This window comes from Flavobacterium tibetense, assembly GCF_003293845.1.
Lineage (GTDB): Bacteria > Bacteroidota > Bacteroidia > Flavobacteriales > Flavobacteriaceae > Flavobacterium > Flavobacterium tibetense.
This window is the reverse complement of the sequence record NZ_QLST01000003.1, coordinates 77,265-99,070: the sequence shown is the minus strand read 5'-3', so window position 1 is coordinate 99,070 and position 21,806 is coordinate 77,265. Positions and strand designations below refer to the sequence as shown.

At 33.3% G+C, this 21,806-nt stretch carries 21 protein-coding genes; 4 read left to right on the top strand and 17 right to left on the bottom strand.

All coding sequences use genetic code 11. From position 1 onward, the window contains the following. Positions 1-36: 36 nt before the first annotated feature. From DPN68_RS03345 to DPN68_RS03335, 4 genes are all read right to left on the bottom strand, one after another. Positions 37-354, bottom strand: a complete 318-nt coding sequence (locus DPN68_RS03345) for a hypothetical protein (RefSeq protein ID WP_113988178.1) — start codon at positions 352-354, stop codon at positions 37-39. A gap of 85 nt (positions 355-439) precedes the next feature. Further along, positions 440-568 (bottom strand): hypothetical protein, encoded by a 129-nt coding sequence (locus DPN68_RS13355; protein WP_262510098.1) that lies wholly within the window; start codon positions 566-568, stop codon positions 440-442. Positions 569-624: 56 nt separating this feature from the next. Beyond that, positions 625-2,085: an NAD(P)/FAD-dependent oxidoreductase gene (locus DPN68_RS03340; RefSeq protein ID WP_113988177.1), complete on the bottom strand. Its 1,461-nt coding sequence runs from the start codon at positions 2,083-2,085 to the stop codon at positions 625-627. Positions 2,086-2,160: 75 nt separating this feature from the next. Then, positions 2,161-2,349, bottom strand: a complete 189-nt coding sequence (locus DPN68_RS03335) for a hypothetical protein (RefSeq protein ID WP_113988176.1) — start codon at positions 2,347-2,349, stop codon at positions 2,161-2,163. A 171-nt stretch (positions 2,350-2,520) separates the two neighbouring features. Here DPN68_RS03335 and DPN68_RS03330 point away from each other — a divergent pair, with 171 nt between their 5' ends. Together DPN68_RS03330 and DPN68_RS03325 are read left to right on the top strand one after the other, a co-directional pair. After that, positions 2,521-2,868, top strand: coding sequence for a hypothetical protein (locus tag DPN68_RS03330; protein ID WP_133256558.1), 348 nt, complete (start codon positions 2,521-2,523; stop codon positions 2,866-2,868). Between the two features lie 30 nt (positions 2,869-2,898). Next, positions 2,899-4,995, top strand: coding sequence for a TonB-dependent receptor domain-containing protein (locus tag DPN68_RS03325; protein ID WP_113988174.1), 2,097 nt, complete (start codon positions 2,899-2,901; stop codon positions 4,993-4,995). Between the two features lie 31 nt (positions 4,996-5,026). Here the strand turns inward: DPN68_RS03325 and DPN68_RS03320 are convergent, their stop codons facing one another. From DPN68_RS03320 to DPN68_RS03280, 9 genes are all read right to left on the bottom strand, one after another. Further along, the gene (locus tag DPN68_RS03320; protein ID WP_113988173.1) at positions 5,027-5,623 is read right to left on the bottom strand and encodes a class I SAM-dependent methyltransferase; all 597 of its coding nucleotides are present in this window, start codon (positions 5,621-5,623) and stop codon (positions 5,027-5,029) included. Next, entirely contained in the window at positions 5,620-5,823 is a 204-nt protein-coding gene (locus DPN68_RS03315; protein ID WP_113988344.1) for a DUF6132 family protein, read from the bottom strand. Before DPN68_RS03315 ends, DPN68_RS03320 begins: the two co-directional genes overlap by 4 nt. 85 nt (positions 5,824-5,908) lie before the next feature. Further along, the gene (locus DPN68_RS03310; protein WP_113988172.1) at positions 5,909-6,889 is read right to left on the bottom strand and encodes a c-type heme family protein; all 981 of its coding nucleotides are present in this window, start codon (positions 6,887-6,889) and stop codon (positions 5,909-5,911) included. 157 nt (positions 6,890-7,046) lie between these two features. Next, a complete protein-coding gene (locus DPN68_RS03305) occupies positions 7,047-7,862 on the bottom strand; it encodes an ankyrin repeat domain-containing protein (protein WP_113988171.1) in 816 nt (271 codons plus the stop codon). A gap of 72 nt (positions 7,863-7,934) precedes the next feature. Next, positions 7,935-9,434 (bottom strand): MBOAT family O-acyltransferase, encoded by a 1,500-nt coding sequence (locus DPN68_RS03300; RefSeq protein ID WP_193477828.1) that lies wholly within the window; start codon positions 9,432-9,434, stop codon positions 7,935-7,937. A gap of 17 nt (positions 9,435-9,451) precedes the next feature. Continuing rightward, a complete protein-coding gene (locus DPN68_RS03295) occupies positions 9,452-10,891 on the bottom strand; it encodes a GDSL-type esterase/lipase family protein (RefSeq protein WP_113988170.1) in 1,440 nt (479 codons plus the stop codon). Beyond that, entirely contained in the window at positions 10,881-12,335 is a 1,455-nt protein-coding gene (locus DPN68_RS03290) for an SGNH/GDSL hydrolase family protein (RefSeq protein ID WP_113988169.1), read from the bottom strand. The genes DPN68_RS03295 and DPN68_RS03290 overlap by 11 nt, the downstream gene beginning before the upstream one ends. 433 nt (positions 12,336-12,768) lie before the next feature. Beyond that, positions 12,769-14,550 carry an arginine--tRNA ligase gene (argS, locus tag DPN68_RS03285; protein WP_113988168.1) on the bottom strand — a complete coding sequence of 594 codons (1,782 nt, stop codon included), beginning with the start codon at positions 14,548-14,550 and terminating at the stop codon, positions 12,769-12,771. 225 nt (positions 14,551-14,775) lie between these two features. Beyond that, positions 14,776-15,783, bottom strand: coding sequence for a 3-oxoacyl-ACP synthase III family protein (locus DPN68_RS03280; protein WP_113988167.1), 1,008 nt, complete (start codon positions 15,781-15,783; stop codon positions 14,776-14,778). Positions 15,784-15,946: 163 nt separating this feature from the next. Here DPN68_RS03280 and DPN68_RS03275 point away from each other — a divergent pair, with 163 nt between their 5' ends. Next, positions 15,947-18,358 carry an alpha/beta hydrolase family protein gene (locus DPN68_RS03275; RefSeq protein ID WP_113988166.1) on the top strand — a complete coding sequence of 804 codons (2,412 nt, stop codon included), beginning with the start codon at positions 15,947-15,949 and terminating at the stop codon, positions 18,356-18,358. 111 nt (positions 18,359-18,469) lie between these two features. On the opposite strand, the gene DPN68_RS03270 is transcribed toward DPN68_RS03275, so the two are convergent. After that, entirely contained in the window at positions 18,470-18,838 is a 369-nt protein-coding gene (locus DPN68_RS03270; RefSeq protein ID WP_113988165.1) for an endonuclease domain-containing protein, read from the bottom strand. Positions 18,839-18,892: 54 nt separating this feature from the next. After that, on the bottom strand, positions 18,893-19,819 hold the full coding sequence (locus tag DPN68_RS03265; RefSeq protein WP_113988164.1) for an ABC transporter ATP-binding protein: 927 nt from the start codon (positions 19,817-19,819) through the stop codon (positions 18,893-18,895). Between the two features lie 118 nt (positions 19,820-19,937). Here DPN68_RS03265 and DPN68_RS03260 point away from each other — a divergent pair, with 118 nt between their 5' ends. After that, the gene (locus DPN68_RS03260) at positions 19,938-20,537 is read left to right on the top strand and encodes a hypothetical protein (protein WP_113988163.1); all 600 of its coding nucleotides are present in this window, start codon (positions 19,938-19,940) and stop codon (positions 20,535-20,537) included. A 72-nt stretch (positions 20,538-20,609) separates the two neighbouring features. Here the strand turns inward: DPN68_RS03260 and DPN68_RS03255 are convergent, their stop codons facing one another. Both DPN68_RS03255 and DPN68_RS03250 read right to left on the bottom strand, forming a co-directional pair. Beyond that, the gene (locus DPN68_RS03255) at positions 20,610-21,302 is read right to left on the bottom strand and encodes an OmpA family protein (RefSeq protein WP_113988162.1); all 693 of its coding nucleotides are present in this window, start codon (positions 21,300-21,302) and stop codon (positions 20,610-20,612) included. A 16-nt stretch (positions 21,303-21,318) separates the two neighbouring features. Next, complete coding sequence (locus DPN68_RS03250; protein WP_113988161.1) at positions 21,319-21,786, bottom strand: lipocalin family protein; 468 nt, start codon at positions 21,784-21,786, stop codon at positions 21,319-21,321. Positions 21,787-21,806 lie beyond the last annotated feature (20 nt).

The window sequence follows — 21,806 nt, the reverse complement described above, 5'->3', positions numbered from 1 at the left end:
ATGTTTTAAATGTATATCGTTTTTAATTTCAAAAACTTACAATTTTGGAGGATGCCAAATTGCTGATTTAAAACCTAATATTATAGCGGTATTTTGGGGTAATAAATTTATTTTATCCAATAACAAATCGAATACAAATATTGAATCGTAAATGGTTTGAACATTTATGTATTGCAAAGCATTAAAGCTTAAACTCATTATAAAATTACTAGTTTCGCAACCTGAATTTGAGTTTGTTTCACAAGATTTTTCCGTAACACAAGATGAAATTAAATAGGCTTTCAAGGCTCTAACTGAAGGAAGCACAGTTAATAGCCCAACATACACTATAAATATAAAAATTACTTTTTTCATTTTTGCGTTACTTATTACAAATGTATTTTAAAATTTAAATTACTGTGTAACAAATGTTACATAAGAATGAACGGCTAACATATTTTTATCTTGTCCCACCATGTACACCAGCTACAATTTTTAAAATTCTAATATTCAAATAAATGAACTTAAAAAACTGAATAACTGGATTTTGCATTTTCCTCTTTTGAGAATTGGATATTCTTTGTGTCATTTTTTTTAGGTATTAGGTGTTGGGTAATTGGTAAAAGGTTCTTTATACTTAACTAACTATTCAGGAATTAACCACCAAAAAGGTTTCATTTTAGCTTTATAGATAAATGCATAATGCAAGGCTAATTTCACCCAATGTCCAGCCAAACCAATATCACCAAAGGTTTTATTGATATCTCTTCCTCCAGTATCAGGATACTTTTTATAATCAGGAACAATAGGATATGTAGTAATACTTACGCCACTACCTTGCGTCATGCCATAACCTGCCGAAGCAATACAAGCGGCACCCATATTTCCTAATGAACCTTTGTGATGCAATGATTCTTTTCCTGCTTTTATAGAATCAATAATATTATCCGCAACTAGTTTTGCTGTAATTCCCGATGGCATTCCAGTTCTAGGTGGCGATGGAAAGATTTCTGTTCCATTTTTACTTTTTCTTGGTTTCGAAATAGAATGAGGCGGTGCAAAGGCAATTCCTGGTGCGAAAATATTTTTATAACTTGGGTTTTGATAGGTTTCAGGCCAATCTTGAACTGCCCATTCTTCATATGGTTTTGGAGTGTAATCGGCATCCACTACCATAAAACCTCTGAATAATTTTTCGGTTATATTTTGTCCATCTTTATCAAACGCTTGAAAGCCATGTCCTGAGAATGCAGGAATCAACATCCCAAAATCAAAAGTTTCCGATTTATATTCGCCTTCTAAATTTTCATAATGTACTACCCCATCTTCCACTTTTGTAACGCCAGCTCCCAAAATCCATTTAATGCCTCTATCTTCAAAAATCATCTCCACCATATCTTTGGATTTCATGTTGAAGCCATTATAATCCATCAGCATACCATCCATTCCAAAATCACCTAATTCAAATTCATTTGAAATCCAAGTGATTTCAGCTTTATCACGAACGCCAAATTTTTGCAATTCCTTTTCAACATTTAAAATATATTCAAAAGCCGCACCTTGACAAGTCGCTTTAGCATGACCTGTTCCAATTAAAATTTTAGATTTTTTATCCGATTTTTTCAATTGGTCAATTAATTTATGTAGCGCTTCCGATGCGTGTTCTGCATGATCATAAGTACATACCGAGAACACTTTATTAGTTCCTGGATGCAAACCTTCGGTCATATCAAAAGCAAGTTTTGGACCAGTCGCATTGATTAGATAATCGTAAGTAACTTTTTCTTGTTTCCCTAGGTTATTGCCAAAAACACCCTCCACTAAAATATAAGGTTTAGATTCTGTAATATCTCCTTCCGGATGAAAGGATATAGCTTTCGCTTGTTTGTAACCAATACCTTTTCTTTTATATAAAGGTTCTAAAGGAAAGATAACATCTTTAGGTTGCATTCTTCCAATTCCTACCCAAATGTTAGAAGGAACCCATTGGTAATTTCTATTGGGAGAAACCACTACTACTTCGTGGTCTTTGGAAAGTTTTCTTCTTAAGTGAGCGGCTGCGGTATGTCCTGCAATACCAGCTCCTAAAACAACTATTTTTGACATTATTTCTGGTTTTAATAAACCAAATTTAAAGCCTATAGAAATGATTTACAGCAACATTTGTTACATAACAACAATCTATGAATTAGTTGTATTACATCCTTTCGAACCACAACCAGTGTCAAAAACTGCTTGAATTAAAAAGAATAATGCAAAAAATAAAAAGAAATAATTTTCAGTCGTGATAGCATGAAATGCAATAGCAAAAGCTAAAATTAGTCGAACCCAACGCATAAGATGCCAATTAGTAAAGAGAAGCTTTTTCATAATAAAAAAATAAAGGTAAAAGTAACTTCATTAAATGACTTTATATGTAACAAACATTACTTAACTTAACAGAATTTGACGTAATTTTGTACCTCTTTAAATTTCGTGTTGAAAACAACTGCTTTACATATTTTTTCGCTTATTGTAATAGTTTCTATGTTTTTTCAAACTATGAAGTTTTCTTATTTGGTAGTAGAGTTCACCACAAACAACAAAGCATTTACAGAGAAATATTGCTCCAACAAAAGTAAACCTGAATTAAAATGTAATGGTAAATGTCATTTAAACAAAGAAATCGAAAAAACTTCAGAGTCTAACAAACCTTTACAATCTGAAAAATCAGAAAACAGAAGCTTCCCTGTTGAAATTTTATTTTATCAAGAAACGAAAGCAGTAAGCCCATTTGTTTACTATTTAACAAAAAATAAAAAAATAAACGCTTTTTATCTAAATAGATACAACGCTATTTTTACTACCAAACTATTTCATCCTCCTCAAAATATATTGTTTTTAAGTTAAAAATAACAGCAACAATAACAATATATAAAAATGAAAAAAATAGTCATTATAGCATTGCTACGGCTTTGTGCTATGGTAAATGCCCAAGTAGAAATACCCTCAGACAGTATAAAAGTAACCCCATTAAAAGAAGTAATTGTTTCAGGAGACATAAGAAAAGATCCTGCTCAAGTAATAATAAAGTCTGATTATCAAAACAAAGTGGTTCAACCGAAAAACTCAGGACAACTTTTTGAAGACATCAATGGTTTTTCCTTAATTAAAAGAGGAAATTATGCTGTTGAACCCAGCTTCAGGGCATCACAATACGAACAATTAAATATTCAATACGACGGTGGAACAAAAGCCTATCATGCTTGTCCTAATCGTATGGATCCTATTACTACTTTGGTAAACCCAGAAGAAGTTACCCGAATCGAAATCATAAAAGGCCCATTTTCTGTACGATATGGAACCAATTTTGGTGGAGTAATTAATATGGTAACACAAACGGGTACACTGGCTAATAAAAAAATACAAGGAAGCATTTCATCAGGTTATGAAAGTAACGGAAATTCATCGGTAAATATGATAAATCTGATGAGTAGAATAAATAAATTTTACATAGCTGGAAATTTAAGTTATCGCGATTATGGTAATTATGAAGATGGAAACCAAAATGAAATTCCGTCATCTTTCAGAAATACAGGTTATGGACTTAAATTTGGTTACGACTTTAACGAAAAAAACAGTTTGCAAGCTAGTTTCAGACAAAATTTTGGTAGAGATGTTTTACATGCAGGTTTACCAATGGATACCGATAAAGATGACAGTACTATTGGCAGTTTGGATTATAAGTTAACCAGTAATAACAATTATTTCAAAGGCTTACATGCCAAAATATATTATTCTTTTGTAGATCATATCATGAGCAATTACAGAAGACCTTCTTTTACTAATTCTGAAGCTATTGCACTTGTTGATGCAACTACTTTTGGTGGTAAATTAGAATCAGAATGGAATCTGGGAACAAATTGGAAACTTTTTGGAGGAACAGATTTTGTTGCATTAAGTAGAGAAGGAAATAGAAACCGATTAGTAAAAAGAAATATGATGGGTGTTTTACTTCCTACTCCATTGGCTTTTGAAGATAAAATTTGGCAAGACAGTTATACCAATACTTTGGGAGCGTTTTTAGAAGCTCGCTATTTTATTACCGAAAAAGCTAGTTTGACTCTTGGATCAAGACTAGACTTTGTAAGTTCAAATGCAGAGGATTTAGATCCAACATTTGCAGCTTTATATCCAAATCTTGAAAAACGAAACGAAACCAATTACAGTGGCAACATTTCTTTTAAACAGTATTTACCAAATCACAAAACAGTAGAAATTTCTTATGGTAGAGGCTCTCGTTCCGCATCAATTGAAGAACGATTTATAGCTTTTTTTAATATTGGAAGAGATCCATACGAATACGTGGGGAATCCAAATTTAAAAGCGGAAGTCAATAACCAATTTGAAATTAGCTTTAACGGAAAAAAATTCTTTGAAGGAAAAACTATTAACCAAATCAATTATGGAATAGCAACCTATTATTCTATTTATGAAAATTACATTTTAGGCGTGGTTGATGAAACTTTAATTAGAAAATACAACCCTACAACACCTCCAATTCACCCTAAAGTGTTCAGAAACATCGATAATGCTATGAAGACAGGGTTTGAAACGTATTTAGATGTTAAGTTGTACAATCATTTTAATTTTTTAACCGAATTAGCTTACGTTTACACGGAAAATAAAGATTTTAATGAAAATCTTCCATTAACTCCACCCTTACAAACTCGTTTTAAATTAGGGTATGAAACTGAAAAATTCTGGGCTTCTGTTCAATATAATTTAACCGCAAGACAACCTAAAATCTCACAAAGTTTTGATGAGATTGCAACTCCAGGTTATGAAGTTATGGATATTAAAGCCGGATTTTCTCCACTAAAAAACCTTTCAATTGGTGGTGCAGTATTAAATGTTTTTGATCAATATTATAACAATCACCTTACATTTGCATTTAACAACCAACCTGATTTTGGAAGAACACCCATTACAGAACCTGGTCGAAATTTTACACTATTTGTAAATTATAAGTTTTAATAAAAAAATAACCTCAAGCTTTCACTTGAGGTTATTTTTTTGTTCCAATAAATCGAACAACAACTCCTTCACCTTGATGAAAGAGCCCTTCATCTAACACTATTTTTTCAGTTGATAAACTAGTAATTACAACATCTGGAAACTCATTTTTAACTTCCTCTTCCGAAAAAAGCATATCAATATCTTTTGGTCCACCCGAAGTATAATTCAGTTGTTCTTTTCCAAAAGCTTCAAATAAAATTTTACCTCCTGGTTTTAGTAGTTCAAGCAATTTTAAATGCGCATGTTTTCTAATTTCAGCTGGAAAATGGGCAAATATTAACACTAAACCATCAAAAATTTCTTTTTCATAAGGTAATTCCAAAACATCCGATACCAAATAATCGATGGGAACACCGTTTTCATTCGCTAACAAAAATGCTTTTTGTTTTCCTGATTCACTATAATCAAATGCGCTAACTTCAAATCCATTTTTTGCAGCAAAAACGGCATTTCTTCCCTCGCCTTCAGCAACAAATAGTACTTTCCCTTTTGGTAAAAAATGTAAGTTTTCTTTTAAAAACAGATTACAATCTTTTCCATAGGCAAAATTACTTTCCGCATAGCGCTCGTTCCAAAATTGCTTCATTTATCTTGCTTTTTATTAGAGGTAACAAATAAATTAAACAATAATCCGCCCATCAAACCACCATATAAAGTGCTGTTCAATGGTTTTGATGTGATAGCGCAAGTCCCACTCAAACAACCAATTTCTTGATAATACAAATAGCCTGCTAGAAGTCCAACTACGACTCCAATTCCTGTGATGATATATGCTTTTTTTGTCATTTTTACTTTGGTATTGGGTAATGGGTGATGGGTAATTGGAGAATAGATGTTACCTATAGCCAATTACCTATAACCAATTACCAAATTATTTTTTAAAAGTAATACTCCAAATCCCTCGAACTTCATTTTCACTATATCCAATAGCTAAATCTTTAGGATACAATTGCAACGTTTTGGTTCGAACCTCGGGTTGGATTTGTTCCGGTTTTCCATGGCATTGCAAACACATGGTGTTGGTTTCAATGGGATAATAAAACTGAATTTTATCTCCTTTTTCAATTACAACAGGTTTAATTTCTTGTTTAGTAGCCAAGTCTTTTTTGAATTGAGCAATATATTTCAATTCTTCTGCATTCGCTTTATTGTTAGGATTTCGATTTTTATCCGAAACGCGTTTAATTGTTGCGTTATATTTGGTTGCCATGCTATCAGTTAACGGAATAGCTTGATGATTACAAAAAGCTAAAGCTTCTAAAGTCCCTTTTTGCTGAATCGATTCCATTAAATTCTTACCCAATAGTTTTTTGGTTCCTAAAGCATATTCTAAACCAATGTCAGCATACGTTTTTTCTTTCTCAGTAACTTTATAAGGTTTTCCAGATTGTGTCCAATTTTCATTCCCATGTCCTTCCCAATGCTCCTTAAACCAAGTTGGCTCTTCAATTTGATAGTCGAACATAAAATCGGCTATTTTTTCTACACTTCCTTCTGGAAAAGCTTGCTTGGGCATTAAACCATGTTTTTTAAGCGCTCCATACATCACTGCTTTTTCTTCAGTTGGATTTTCTACAAATAAAGCAACAGCTGCAATAAATTCCTCTTTAGTATACCCTTCTTTATCAATGTATCTAGCTTTTATGGCAATCATTGGCGGTGCAACTCTTCCTTCATTTTCGACTGCATTTGGACTGTGACACAAATAACAATGCGTTTCCATGAGTTTTTTGCCTTCGTGTTCATTAGTAGCAATAACGCTTTCTTCAACTGGAATGGGTTGAAATTCTTTTTTCTCTTTTTGGCAACTAGCAAAAATAAATACAGCAATTAAAAGGAAAAAATTTTTCATAACTTTGAAATATCTTCAAAATTAGCAATATAATTGGGATATAAATGTAACAATGGTTACATATACTAAAACTGTAAATATTTTTTAAAATGAGTTTATACTAAATGTAAAATCATAGAAGTATTATTGTAAACTGATTTTAGAATGAGACTTACTACTATTTTTGTCTCTCCTTAATCAATTCAATCAATTTCTCTCTTTTAATTTGAAATTCAGAAGAACCTACATTAGTAAATTTATCAAAATTTAAATACTCTATAAAATCTACTTTAGTTATACCTTCTATAGTTTCATGCTCAATGAATTCAGGAATTTCAATTTTATCTTCACTAAACAGATACAAAAGCAAATCAAAGTCTAAATACTTGAGAGATACATCAACTATTGTAAAAGGCTTTTTATAGGGAAAACGTTGTATAGTAGCATTTAAATTGGCCCCATTATTTATTATTATTTTACTTATTTCCGTACACACTTCACCTTTATTAGTCCTAGCATCTACCGATGAAAATAATGGTAAATCCTCAGCTATCAATCCTTTTTCATTAATTGTAACAGCTTTCAGATTTACATCACAATTATTCTTCAATAATTCCTTAACAAAAAAAGCATCACAGTTATCTAAATAATTAATTGCAGCAATTAACGGAGTGGTAACGTCTCTTTTACCACAAACACCATCAACATTAGCACCATTAGCTAGTAACGTTTTAAATGCTTCCCTTTTGTTGTTAACAATTGACAAACAAAGTAAATTCATACCCCATATTGGGTCTTGATATTCAATAAGCTCAGGATTGACTTTAATAATTTTAGTAATCTTCTTTATATTTTCCTCCTTGACCGCTTTTGCTAAATCAGAGGCTGGCGTATTATCAAAATTCGAAAATCGATATCCAGGATAAGGACTATCAAAAATTTGACATTGAACATTTAATGAATACAAAATGACAAGTAAAATTATTTTTTTCATAGCAAACTTAATAAGTAAACATTAGACTAATTTAATCAATTAAAAATATGCCAACAATGTAGCAATTAAATTCTAAAACTGGAAATAAATAAACGGTTGTGTTCCAGCGGAAGCAGTTGCATAGACAATCCAAAATACAAAACCTAAAACGATAGCTTTTGCCCAAAATGGTAATTTCCCAAAAATACGTTCTTTAAAATCGGTAACGGATTGCGGTAAAAAATGCCAAATAAATCCAATCAATAATAATAAAAATACATTTTGGTAACCCAAAACAATCGTTTGCCACTGCTCTAAATTGAATTGAATTTTGGTAATATTTTCGGCTATTTGGAATGCGGTGGCAAAGTCTTTGGCTCTAAAAAACAACCAACAAAACACCACAAAATGGAACGTCAAGAACACTTGAATGATTCGAATAAAAGCATTTTTTGGTAACTTAATAAATTGACCAAAGAATTTTTCTACTACCAATGCCATTCCATGTAAAACGCCCCAAAACACAAATTTCCAAGAAGCTCCGTGCCACAATCCGCCTAAAAACATGGTCATGAATAAGTTGAAATAGGTACGAAGGTTTCCTTTTCGATTGCCGCCCATGGAAATGTATAAATAATCGCGCAACCAACTCGACAAGGAAATGTGCCATCTTCTCCAAAATTCCGTAATAGAACCTGATTGATATGGCGTTCGGAAATTGGGTGGCAACTTGAAGCCCATCAATAAAGCTAAACCAATAGCCATATCAGAATAACCTGAAAAATCGCAGTAAATTTGGATCGCATAACCATACGAAGCCATTAAATTTTCAAATGCTGTGTAACTATTGGGCGCATCAAAAACGCGATCAACAAAATTGGTCGAAATGAAATCAGAAATAACCGCTTTTTTCAACAAACCGCCAATTATCAAGAAAAGTGCTTTGTTGAAATCTTCTTTGGTCAGTCGTAATTTTTCATAAATCTGCGGAATGAAATCACTTGCTCTTACAATAGGTCCAGCTACTAATTGCGGGAAAAACGAAACGAAAAACAAGAAATCCATAAAGCTTTTCGTAGGTTCTAATTCTTTTCGATACACATCAATCGTATAACTTAACGTTTGGAAGGTGTAAAACGAAATTCCAATGGGTAAAAAGATGTCTTCAAAAGCCAAACTTCCACTAAACAAACCATTGAAATTGTCGATGAAGAAATTGGTATATTTAAAATACGCCAACATTCCCAAATTGATGGTCAAACTCAAGATTAGATAAAAGCGGCGATAAAACTGAACTACTTCAGCATAAATCAAACGCGATAACGAATAATCAACAACCGAAGAAAAAACCAACAACCAAAAGTAAATACCACTACATTTATAATAGAAAAACAACGAAAACAAAACCACATAAGTAATACGGAAATAATGCGTTTTTCTCGATAAAATATAAATAAAATAGAATATAATGAACAAGCCCAAAAACAAAGCACTATTGAACAAAAGCGGTTGTTTTGGATTGTAAATAAACCAATTTTGAATGGTTTCTAAAGAAACATCCGTAAAAAGCGATTGCAAGGAATTCAGAAGCAAAAACAAACTTTTCAAAACTATTGTGCAGATTTAAATTGTTCGTAATTGTATTCCAAAGCTTCAAAAAAGAGTTCGGCTTGTTTCTCGTAGCCCAACTTTGAATAATGCACTTTATCTTTCGACATGTAGCCTTTGCTAAAATTTCTGTTTACATTGAAAAGTCCGCCCAAAGCTTGAAACATATCCCAAACCGCATAATTATTTTCGCTGGCTTTCTCCTGAATTACTTTAGCGTAATCGGCCACAAATGTATTCGGAAATTTTCTTTTAAACAATGATGGCGGTGGCGTTACCACTAAAATTTCTACCGAAGGATTTTTAGCTCGAATTCCTGCTATCATTTTTTGTAAATTGTCAAAATAAATCGTCGAATTTTGCTTGTCAAAACTTTCATTGGTTCCCAAAGAAATCACTACCAAATCCGCTTCAATAGCTTGTAATTGCTGATAAAATTCTGGAAAACGATTGTAATCTGAAGCTTTGGCTCCATTTACTCCGATGGCGCTATACACAATTCCTGATTCATTATTTTCCAATATCAAACCGTTTAAAGCATAGCTCGAAGCTTCAGCATTGGAAACTAAAAATATTTTATCCAACGGTTCTTGACTGTAGTAATTTTGAGAGGCAACATCTTCAAACAAAGTCAAAGGTTGAAATTCGGAACGAACAATTTTCTTAGGTTCGAGTTCATTGGAAGGAATTCGCAAGGTTTTTCCCGCTTGAATGTTATTCGATTTCAAACCATTTACCTTTTTTATAGCCGAAACGGAAACACCATATTTCGAAGCAATAATAGAAAGCGCTTCACCTGATTTGATTTTGTGTGTTATCGTTTTTGGAACGCTAGATTCCATGATAATCTCTTTGGAAGTTATGGCGACATCAAACAAACGTTGGTTTTTTGGCATGACCAATTTCAAGCTGTTAAAAACAAAATTCTTATCACGAACTTGCAATTCAATCGCAACATCTTTGGTAGTTGTAAATAACGCAATTCCGCTTAATCCAACAGGTTTTGTAGAATCTGAATAAATATTTCGGTAGCTTTCAAATGATGCTGTAGCGTTGTATTTTATGTAATGACTGCCATTAGTTTTGGCCAAATTGTAAGGAAATGTGAACCCCAAACCGCCGTTTCCGTATTTTTGTTGGAGCAAACTTCGTGTTTTTCCCGTGAACAAATCCGCTTGAATATGCGAATCGCCAATGTGAACAATTCTTAATTTACAGTTTTTTTGTACTTCTAATTGCTGTAGTTTTTGGTAGAATTTTTTAATTGCTTCGGCATTACTAATTTGATTTTGGAAAGTAGTCACTTCGATGGAATCCACTACCACCGAATCAATTATAACTTCATTGAAATTGACTTCCAATGAATCTACAGCCAATGAATCCACTTGTGCAAAAAGTAATTGGGTAATAAAAAAGAAAAAAAGAAAAATTTTATTCTTCATGAACACTGTCTTTTGTAAAGGAAACGCTGTCTTTTTTTGCGGTTACTTTGGGTTTAATTTTTCTTTTACTTCTCAACACTTTGTATTGTTGGTAACCTTCATTAATTTGGTTATACAACATATTGGCTACTTCTTTGGCTCCTCTAAAATTGAAATGTGTGTAATCTTTATTGGCTTTGGCTGGTGTTTCTTCCACCCATTGTATCATGGAACCATCACCACCCATTAGCGTAAATAAATTCACAAAGCCACTTTCGGAAGCAATTGCATACCGTTTTTGCGCCGTCGTTAATGGAACTACAGCGGAATCGGTTTTCATTTCTAAATCGTATTTGGTAGCTTTATCAGCAGTAGAAACCACTAAAATAGTTACACTAGGAAAACACGCTTTCAAATGTTCGACTGTTTTTTTCATGCGCTTTTCGTACCAATTGTAATTCAACGAACCGTAGTTCAACACATTAGTTCCGTAATGCAAAATGATTAAATCGTAGCTCAATTGCTCCTGAAAATCATGCATCAAATCCACATTGAAAGTCGATAACGGTAAACCTGAATTTCCGCGACTAGAAAAATTATCCACGTGAACTCCTTTTCCATCATCAAAATTGAAGCCATAAATAGGAATGCTATCGGCTTCTTTAAAATAGACTTTCATAGCAGCAGGATTTGCATCTACAATTTTGAGCAAATTCAGTTTTTGATTTGGGTTTAATTTTTTGGAAATGGTATCTGTTCCAATAACTGCTTTTATTTTCCCTTCTTTATTTTTAGATCTTCCGTAAAATAATGTGGGTTCATTTAATTCCGTGGCAAATCGGATTTTATTGGCTTTGAATTTCACCCAAGCTGCATTTAGACTATCATTGGCATAAAAAACATGACCATTTACTCCAAAAGGATGCGAAGGCGATTTGATTTTTAAATACGATTGGGTTTTCCAATTGGGCGAAAATTCATGAACTAACGAACTTCGTGAAGCCGCAGATTCGGAAGTAATATTTACAAAACCAACCCCTTTTCCACCAAATTTTTGCTGAAATAAAGTTCTGAAATCTTGCACAATCATATCGCCATCCGTCATGGAATCACCAAAATACGCAATACGAACTTTCCCTTTTTGCTCGGTTTCCAATTGTAGTAATTTTTCATAAAACGGAACTAGATATTGGAATCCTTTAAAATCTTCAAAAGTTTCGGTTGGAAATTGAATACCATCAATTTTAGTAAAATGGATTTTTTCATTGGCAATGGTATCATTGGTAACTAATGCATCAGCGTCATTTAAAGCATCTAAAAGCAAACTATCCACCACCACATTTTTAGATGGTAATCCCGTTTCCGAAAAAATCTTTTTTGGAAGCACACTTTTGAAACCAATAAAACTTACCGCTGCCAAAACAGTAACAACGAGAGCTTGAAAAAAATATTTTGATGTGTTCATTAATTAAATTCCAATGTTTTAAGTTTTCAGTCGCAGTCGCAGTTTACAGATTAGTAGCACAAAGTTTTAAAATTTGCGTCTTTGCGTCTTTGCGAGCAAAAAAATCAAAATCAAGTTCAAATTCAAAAATCAAGTTCAAAATCTATTTTCTAACTTCTTACATCTATTCTCTTTTTTTGGAACACAGATTGAAGAAATTTGAAAAATCAAAAAAATCTTTTATGAACTTTTAATCTCAAAACAACTAAACTTTAAAACTTAAATGACTTATATGTTTTAAAAATTCAAGTTCAAGGACAAAAATCAAGGACAATTGTTTTCGCTTCGCTCAAATGGCAACCAACTTCTTAGGAGATTCCTCTTGCATCGGAATGACACGAAATCAACCCATCACCTATTACCAATTACCTATCACCCAACTTCGTACTTCGCCTTACATTCTCTCAGGAACGTTTATTCCTAACAACGAAAAAGCATTTTTAATCGTATTTCCAACGGATTTTGCTAATTGTACTCGGAATACTTTTTTATCCAGATTTTCTTCTCCTAGAATTGAAACTTGTTGGTAGAACGAGTTGAATTCTTTCACCAAATCATACGTATAATTCGCGATTAAAGCTGGACTATGTTGGGCTGCTGCACTTTGAATCACATCTGGAAACAATTGCATTTGCTTGATTAGTTCTTTTTCTTTTTCGTGTATCTCGATTTCGCTCGAAACTACATTTTTATAATCAAAATCCGCTTTTCTTAAAATCGATTGAATTCTGGCAAAAGTATATTGAATAAATGGTCCTGTATTTCCATTAAAATCTACTGATTCTTCAGGATTGAATAGCATTTGTTTCTTCGGATCTACTTTCAACATGTAATATTTCAAAGCACCTAAACCGATGGTTTTGTACAAAGTCGCTTTTTCTTCGTTGGAATAGCCTTCTAATTTTCCTAATTCTTCTGAAATCGTTTGTGCAGTTGTGGTCATTTCTACCATTAAATCATCCGCATCAACTACCGTTCCTTCACGAGATTTCATTTTTCCTGAAGGCAATTCCACCATTCCGTAAGACAAATGATACAAGCTATCTGCCCAATCAAATCCTAACTTTTTCAAGATTAAGAATAATACTTTGAAATGATAATCTTGCTCATTACCAACGGTATACACCATTCCACCAACATCAGGAAAATCTTTCACACGTTGGATTGCCGTTCCAATATCTTGCGTCATGTAAACCGCTGTTCCGTCTGAACGTAAAACGATTTTTCTATCCAAACCATCTTCGGTCAAATCAATCCAAACCGAACCATCAGGATCTTTCTCGAAAATGCCTTTTTCCAGACCAAATTGAACCACTTCTTTTCCAAGTAAATAGGTATTCGATTCGTAATAATAGCTATCAAAATCAACACCTAAGTTTTTGTAGGTTTGTTCGAAACCATCGTAAACCCATTGGTTCATGGTTTTCCATAAAGCAACAACTTCTTCATCACCAGCTTCCCATTTACGTAACATTTGTTGTGCTTCCAAAATGGACGGTGCTAATTTCTTAGCTTCTTCTTCCGTTTTTCCTTGAGCGATTAATTCTGAAATTTCTTTTTTGTATTGTTTGTCGAATTCTACATAAAAATTCCCAACCAATTTATCTCCTTTTAATCCAGTGGATTCAGGCGTTTGTCCGTTTCCGAATTTTTGCCAAGCCAACATCGATTTGCAAATATGAATGCCTCTATCGTTGATGATTTGGGTTTTATATACTTTTTTTCCAGAAGCTTTAATAATTTCAGCCACCGAATAGCCCAATAAATTATTACGAATATGACCTAAATGCAAAGGTTTATTGGTATTAGGCGAAGAATATTCTACCATTACGGCTTTTTCTCCTTCTTTTGAACTTACAAAACCAAAAGTTTCGTTGTCTTTGATTGTATTGAAGAAATTGATGTAAAAAGCATCCGCAATAACTAGGTTCAAAAAACCAGCTACTACATTGAATTTTTCAACCTCAATGGTATTGGCAACTAAATAATTTCCAATTTGAGTTCCAATTTCAACAGGATTGCCTTTTAAAGCTTTTACTAAGGGAAAAACAACCATAGTTACATCACCTTCAAAGTCTTTCCTAGTAGCTTGAAATTCAACTTTTTCGATAGTTAAACCAAATACATTTTGAACTGCTTGCTGGATGTGTGTTGTTAGTGTTTCTTGTAATGTCATTTTTCCTTATTTTTTGAAGGTGCAAATATAATAAGAAGTTGGAAGTTAGAGGTTAGAAGTTAGAAGTTTTTGAAAAAAAGAAAAAGCGATTCTAATGAACCGCTTTAGTATGTTTTCGCTTCGCTCAAATGGAAGCCTACTCCGTAGGAGATTCCTACTTTGGCGGAATGACAAAAAATTGACCTATTATCAAACTTCCAACTCAAAACTCCCAGCTTTTAAAATCTACCATCTGATTATAGCACTTCCCCAAGTAAATCCAGAGCCAAAAGCCGCTAACACTACCAAATCGCCTTCTTTGATTTTTCCTTGTTCCCAAGCTTCGGTTAACGCAATTGGAATAGACGCTGCAGTTGTATTTCCGTATTTCTGAATGTTATTAAACACTTGGTCATCCGTCAAACGGAATTTCTGTTGGATAAACTGAGAAATTCGCAAATTCGCTTGATGCGGAATCAACATATTGATATCTGAAACCTGTAAATTATTGGCTTGTAAACCTTCGTTAATCACTTCACTAAAGCGAACAACCGCGTTTTTAAACACAAATTGTCCGTTCATATGCGGATAATAACTTTCGTCATTTGGGTCGTTATCTTTGATGATATCAGTAACCCAACGTTTTCCCATTCCTGGTGCAATTAAAGCCAATTCTTCGGCATGTTGTCCTTCTGAATGTAAATGTGTGGATAAAATTCCTTTGGTAACATCTTCACTTCTTGATAAAACGGCTGCTCCAGCACCATCACCAAAAATTACGGAAACTCCACGACCACGAGTCGTAAAATCCAAACCACGAGAATGCACTTCAGAACCAATAACCAAAATATTCTTGTACATACCTGTTTTGATGAATTGGTCAGCCACCGAAATTCCGTAAACAAAGCCCGAACATTGGTTACGAATATCTAAAGCGCCAACGGTTTTCAATCCCAAATCGCGTTGTACCAAAACACCTGGTCCAGGAAAATAATAATCGGGACTCAACGTAGCAAAAACTACAAAATCAATGTCGTCTTTGGTTAATCCTGAGCGTTCGATAGCCATTTCAGCTGCTTTTACACCCATTGAAGTTGTGGTGTCTTCCAAAGAATTCACATGGCGACGTTCTTTAATGCCCGTTCGCTCTTGAATCCATTCGTCATTGGTATCTATGATTTTTGATAAATCATCATTGGTAACTATATTTTCAGGGACATAATAGCCTAGTCCTGTAATTTTAGAATGATACATAATAGAAATATTAGTCCGCAAATTTACGAATTTTAAAGATACAATAAATTATACTCTGAAAATTGAAAATTTATCAAAAAACGCAACCAACTTTTAACAAAAAATATAGAGTTTATCCTTCAGAAAAAATTATTTTTAGACCTTTAAATAAATCAACTAATATATGAAACAAATTATTGCATCGGTTTCTTTGTTGTTCTTGAGTTACATTGGAATAGCACAAGAAAATGTAACGTACCAAAAACCTCCAAAAGAAATTTTAGAACTAGCGGATTTCGAAAGAGCACCAAGTGTATCTATGGATACCAAAAAGGAATACATGCTTTTAAGCTACCGCAACACTTACAAAAGTTTAGACGATTTAAACCAAGAAGAAATGCGTTTGGGCGGTTTACGAATCAACCCAATTACTAATATTTCTAGTACGGTTACGTATATCAATAACTTAAAAATTAGAAAAGTAAAAGATAAAAACGAAATTCAAGTAAAAGGATTGCCTGAGAATGCAAAAATCACAAATGTTAGTTGGGCTCCAAACGAGAAAGTAATCGCGTTTACCAATACTACTGCAAATGGTATTGAACTTTGGACAATTGATGTAGCCACAGCGCAAGCCAAAAAAATAACTTCCGATAATTTGAATGCCAATTTAGGCAATCCATACAGTTGGATGAAAGACAGTCAGCAATTGTTGATTCGTGTAATTCCTGCCAATAAACCTAAGTTAATCGACGAGAAAAGGGACTTACCAAAAGGACCAATTGTTTCGGAAAGTGAAGGAAAAGTTTCTCAAAACAGAACGTATCAAGATTTATTGAAAAACAAAACAGATGAAGCTAATTTTGAAGCATTGGTAACTTCTGAATTGAAAACAGTTGATTTAAACGGTTCAATAAAAAACTTCAAAACTGCTGGAATGTATGCAGGTGAAACGTTTTCACCAGATGGTAATTATTTGATGATTACGACTATTGAAAAACCGTTTTCTTATATTGTTCCCTTAAGTCGTTTTCCACAAAAAACTACTATTTATGACAGTAATGGAAAAGAAATCAAAGTAGTAAATGAAGTGCCATTGAGCGAAATTATGCCAAAAGGGTTCTCTTCAACAAGAACAGGAAAAAGAAGTATGGGTTGGAGAGCGGACCAACCTGCAACGTTACATTTCGTAGAAGCACTTGATGGTGGCGACCAAGCAAATAAAGTGGAATTTCGTGATGAACTATTCCTTTGGGAAGCACCATTTAATCAAGCACCAAAAAGTTTGATGAAAATCCCGCAACGTTACGGCGGTGTAATGTGGGGCAACAACAACTTTGCTATTGTAATGGATAGTTGGTACGATACTAGAAATACTAAAGCCTATTTAATTAATCCTTCCAATCCAGCAATGGCTCCGAAAATCATTGAAGACAGAAATTCTCAAGATGTGTATTCTGACCCGGGTAATTTCGAAATGAAGAAAAATGAATTTGGAAGATATGTAATCGCTATTGAAAACAATAAAGGGTATTTAATTGGCGCTGGTCATACCAAAGAAGGACAATTCCCTTTCATTGATGAATTTGATTTTGGCACATTAAAAACCAAACGTTTGTACACTTCAAACATGAAAGACAGAAAAGAAGATTTAATGTCAATCGAAGATTTGAAAAAAGGAGATGTTTTGGTCATGATTCAATCGAAAAACGAATATCCAAACTACTATTACAGAAACTTGAAATCAAAGAAATTAACACCAATTACTTCCTTCAAAAATCCGTTTGAGAGTTTGAAAAATGTGCATAAAGAAGTGATTACGTACCAAAGAAAAGACGGCGTTACTTTATCTGGAACATTATATTTACCAGCAGGTTATGATAGAACCAAAAAAGACAAGAAATTACCGTTGTTAATTTGGGCGTATCCGAGAGAATACAAAGACAAAAATAGTGCTGGACAAAGCACACAAAATCCAAATGAATTTACGTTTCCTTACTACGGTTCTTTTGTATATTGGGTAACTAGAGGTTATGCGGTTTTAGATGATGCGGCTTTTCCAATCATTGGAGAAGGAACATCAGAGCCAAATGACACATTCATTGAGCAATTAGTAAACAATGCCGAAGCTGCGATTAATGCGGTGGATCAATTGGGTTATATTAACAAGAGTAAAGTTGGGGTTGGCGGACATTCCTATGGTGCTTTCATGACGGCTAACTTATTGACGCATTCCAATTTATTCGCTTGTGGAATTGCTAGAAGTGGTGCGTACAATAGAACGTTAACGCCATTTGGATTCCAAAGTGAGCAAAGAAATTATTGGGATGTACCACAAATTTACAACGGGATGTCGCCATTTATGAATGCAGAAAAAATGAAAACGCCAATGTTATTAACCCACGGCGAAGCCGATAACAATCCTGGAACATTTACGTTACAAACCGAGCGTTATTTCCAAGCGTTAAAAGGTTTAGGAGCACCCGTGAGAATGGTAATTTTACCAAAAGAATCACACAGTTATGTAGCGAAAGAAAATATTTTGCATTTGTTATGGGAACAAGATCAATTCTTGGAAAAACATTTGAAAAATTAGGAAAAGAGAATAGAAGATAGAAATTAGAAAATAGACCTTTGAACGATTTGTTTGAAGGTCTTTTTTTTTTAAAAAACATCCCCCTAACCCCCTTCAAAGGGGGAACTCATTCTAATCACTATTCAATTCTAAAATTTTAACAGACAATTCATTCAATACATGATGACTATAATGAATTACTTCTTCATTTGAAAATCTTAAAAAAGTAACCCCTTGCTGTTCTAAGTCTCCTTGCCTTTTAGCATCTTCAAAAAAAGCATTATCATGAATAGACCCATCAAGTTCAACTGCCAAACCAATTTCGTGACAATAAAAATCGACTATATAATTTAACATTGGAACTTGTCTATGGAACTCTACACCCAAAGCTTTTCCCTTTACCATTTTCCAAAAAACAATTTCTGCAGGTGTACTATTTTTTCTCAATTCTCTAGCTAACTCTTTTAACTTTGGATTATATGGGATAATTTTATTTCTCATAATTTCTTAAATATCATGCTAACTTTTCCCTCTTTGAAGGGGGTTAGGGGGATGTTACTCTTCTTTCACTTCCAAAAAAACAACTTTACCACAAGACAATTCCATCAAACTTTCAAAAAACACCGCTTGATTTTCGAACTTCCCTTCTACCAAAAAATGACTGCCTTTGAAATACGATTGCACAACCTCAACTTGTATACCTGAATTTGGAACCAATTGAAATTGGTATGGATAAATAAACTTTGTTGTTCCGTTCATTTTTAAAACGGAAACATCACCAAATAAGGAAGCAGTATAAAAAGAAGAAGGATTTTGGAAAACAGCTTTTGGAGTTCCTTTAGCTTCAATTGCTCCATTTTTCATTACCAAAATTTCATCAGCGAACGATAACGAATCGTGAATATCATGAGTAGCCAAAACACAAGTAATATTTTTGGACTTCAAATATGAAAAAATACGTCTTCGTAAACTATTCTTTCTAAAATTATCAATATGACTGAAAGGTTCGTCTAATAATAAAACTTCGGGTTCGAGTGCTAAAACTTTAGCTAAAGCTACCCGTTGCATTTGTCCCCCACTAAGAAATTTTACTTTGGTAGTAGCAAAATCGGACATTTCAACTACTTCCAATAATTCAGCAATTCGAGCTTTTTTTTCTTCAGGATAAAAATTAGAAAGGTATTTTCCAACGTTTTCTGCAACGGTAATAAAAGGCATTAAATCAAAATCTTGTGCTAAATATTTCATAAATGGCATTCCAGGAACCAGATGAAACTTGGGTCCTAAAACTTGGGTTTCATTCCAAAAGATTTCGCCTTGATTTAAGTCGTGTAAGCCGTAAATTAATTTCAACAACGTGCTTTTTCCACAACCGCTTTCACCAATTACAGCTAAATTTTGACCTTTAGCTAAAGTAAAAACAACCGAAGAAATTGTGATTTCGGTAGTATAGGAAAATGAAATATTTTTTACTTGAAGCATAATATAAAACAACAAATTAAAAGAATAATTTAATGACAAAAAATTTTTTAAAATTTATTTTTAAAATTAAAAAAAACAAAACTATATTGCAGTCCCCAAATTTGAACTTAAAAATAAAATGAAAAAAACCTTAAAATTACTATTTACGCTGACTTTATTGTCATTCTCGACATCTTCATTTGCACAATATGGAATTGAATTCAATTACGGTTTGAATGGAGTAATGGAACCTAACATCAATGGTTTTTCTCACTTTGGCGCCGGAATCACCTATGATTTTGACGAGCATTATGGAATTAAAGTAGATTTTGGTTCAGATAAATTTAGAACAGATAATCCTTTATTTGAAGAAAAAACAGGAATTGATATAACTCGTTTTTCACTACAAGGAACAGCTAACATAACCACATTAACTACTAGAGCTAGTAGTCAAGATTTTTTTAACTTAATTGCGCACGCAGGTGCTGGGTACTCATTAGTAAAATCATCTTACAATGCGGGCAATGATAATCTAGTAAATATTATTGCTGGTTTAACTCCAAGATTTAGAATAACTGATGGTTTGTACTTCACCGTTGATACCTCTGTAATATTTAATATTTCACAACATTATAATTTTGATGGAAGTTTCTCTTATACAGATGCTGTAAATTCATTTACTGGAATTACTTATAATGTAACAGCAGGAATTGTTTATAAATTTAATGAATATTATTAAAAATAAATTACCAACCCAAAACTAAAAAATCCTTAGAATGTTTTTTTCTAAGGATTTTTTATTTAAAAACATTTAATTTTCCACTTCCTTTTTAGCATCTTCTATCATCTTTTCATTTGCGGTTATAGTAAACTCTACACGGCGATTTTTACTCCTTCCTTCCACAGTTTCATTAGTTGCTATTGGATCATTTACGCCCATTCCTTTCGTTTTTATTCTACTTGTTTTTAATCCTTTGCTTACCAAATAGGAACGTACTGATGCGGCGCGTTGCTCTGACAATGTTTGATTATAAGCTACTCTACCTGTACTATCTGTATAGCCGTAAATCACAATATCAGTATCAGAATAACTTTCAAAAACAGGAATCAATTTATCTAAATTTGCCCTAGCTGATGATGTTAATGTTGATTTGTTAGTATCAAAAAGAACGGCATTTTCTCCTAAAACTAATACAATTCCTTCTCCTACTCTATTTACCTCAGCACCTGGTAGCGCTTGTTCAATTTCACGAGCTTGTTTGTCCATTTTATTTCCAATAACACCACCAACAGTGCCACCAACAACACCACCAATTACAGCTCCTAAAGCGGTATTACCGCCTTTACCTAAGTTATTTCCTAAAACACCGCCAACGACAGCACCAGCAACAGCACCTATAGCCGCTCCTTTTTGGGTGCGATTAGCATTCTTTGTAGCATCACAGCTAGAAAGTAATCCACTAAATAAAAACGACACAAGTAATAAAACACTTATTTTTTTCATAATTTAAATTTTAAAATTAGTTAACTCTAACAAATTGATAAACCACATCCGCTGAGCTTCCCCCAACAACTATTCTATCTACCAATTGAAAAGAAGTCGCAGTTTGATTAGCTACTCTTAACACATAACCTTCTCTTACTCGCTTAGCTTTTTCACCGGCATTCAATACTTTCATAACAAAATTACCTTCTTTGTTAATATACCAAGTAATTGGCGAGCTAAACGAAGGACAATCCCTTTTCTGAATAGCCATTGTACCCGTATTATTGTTCGATACAAATTTCCAGTTACTACCAATAAAACATTTGGAATCAGCAATTTCAAATGAATTCACCGAAATTACATCAGAGCCCGGATAACTTACAGAGGTGATTTCCCATGTACCCTTAATAGCAACCTCTGCTTTTTTATCCAAACTTGTTGTTGGATTAGATTTACAAGCACATAAACCTAATAGTAAAAAAAACATTACAATTTTCTTCATAGTACACTTAATTTAATTAG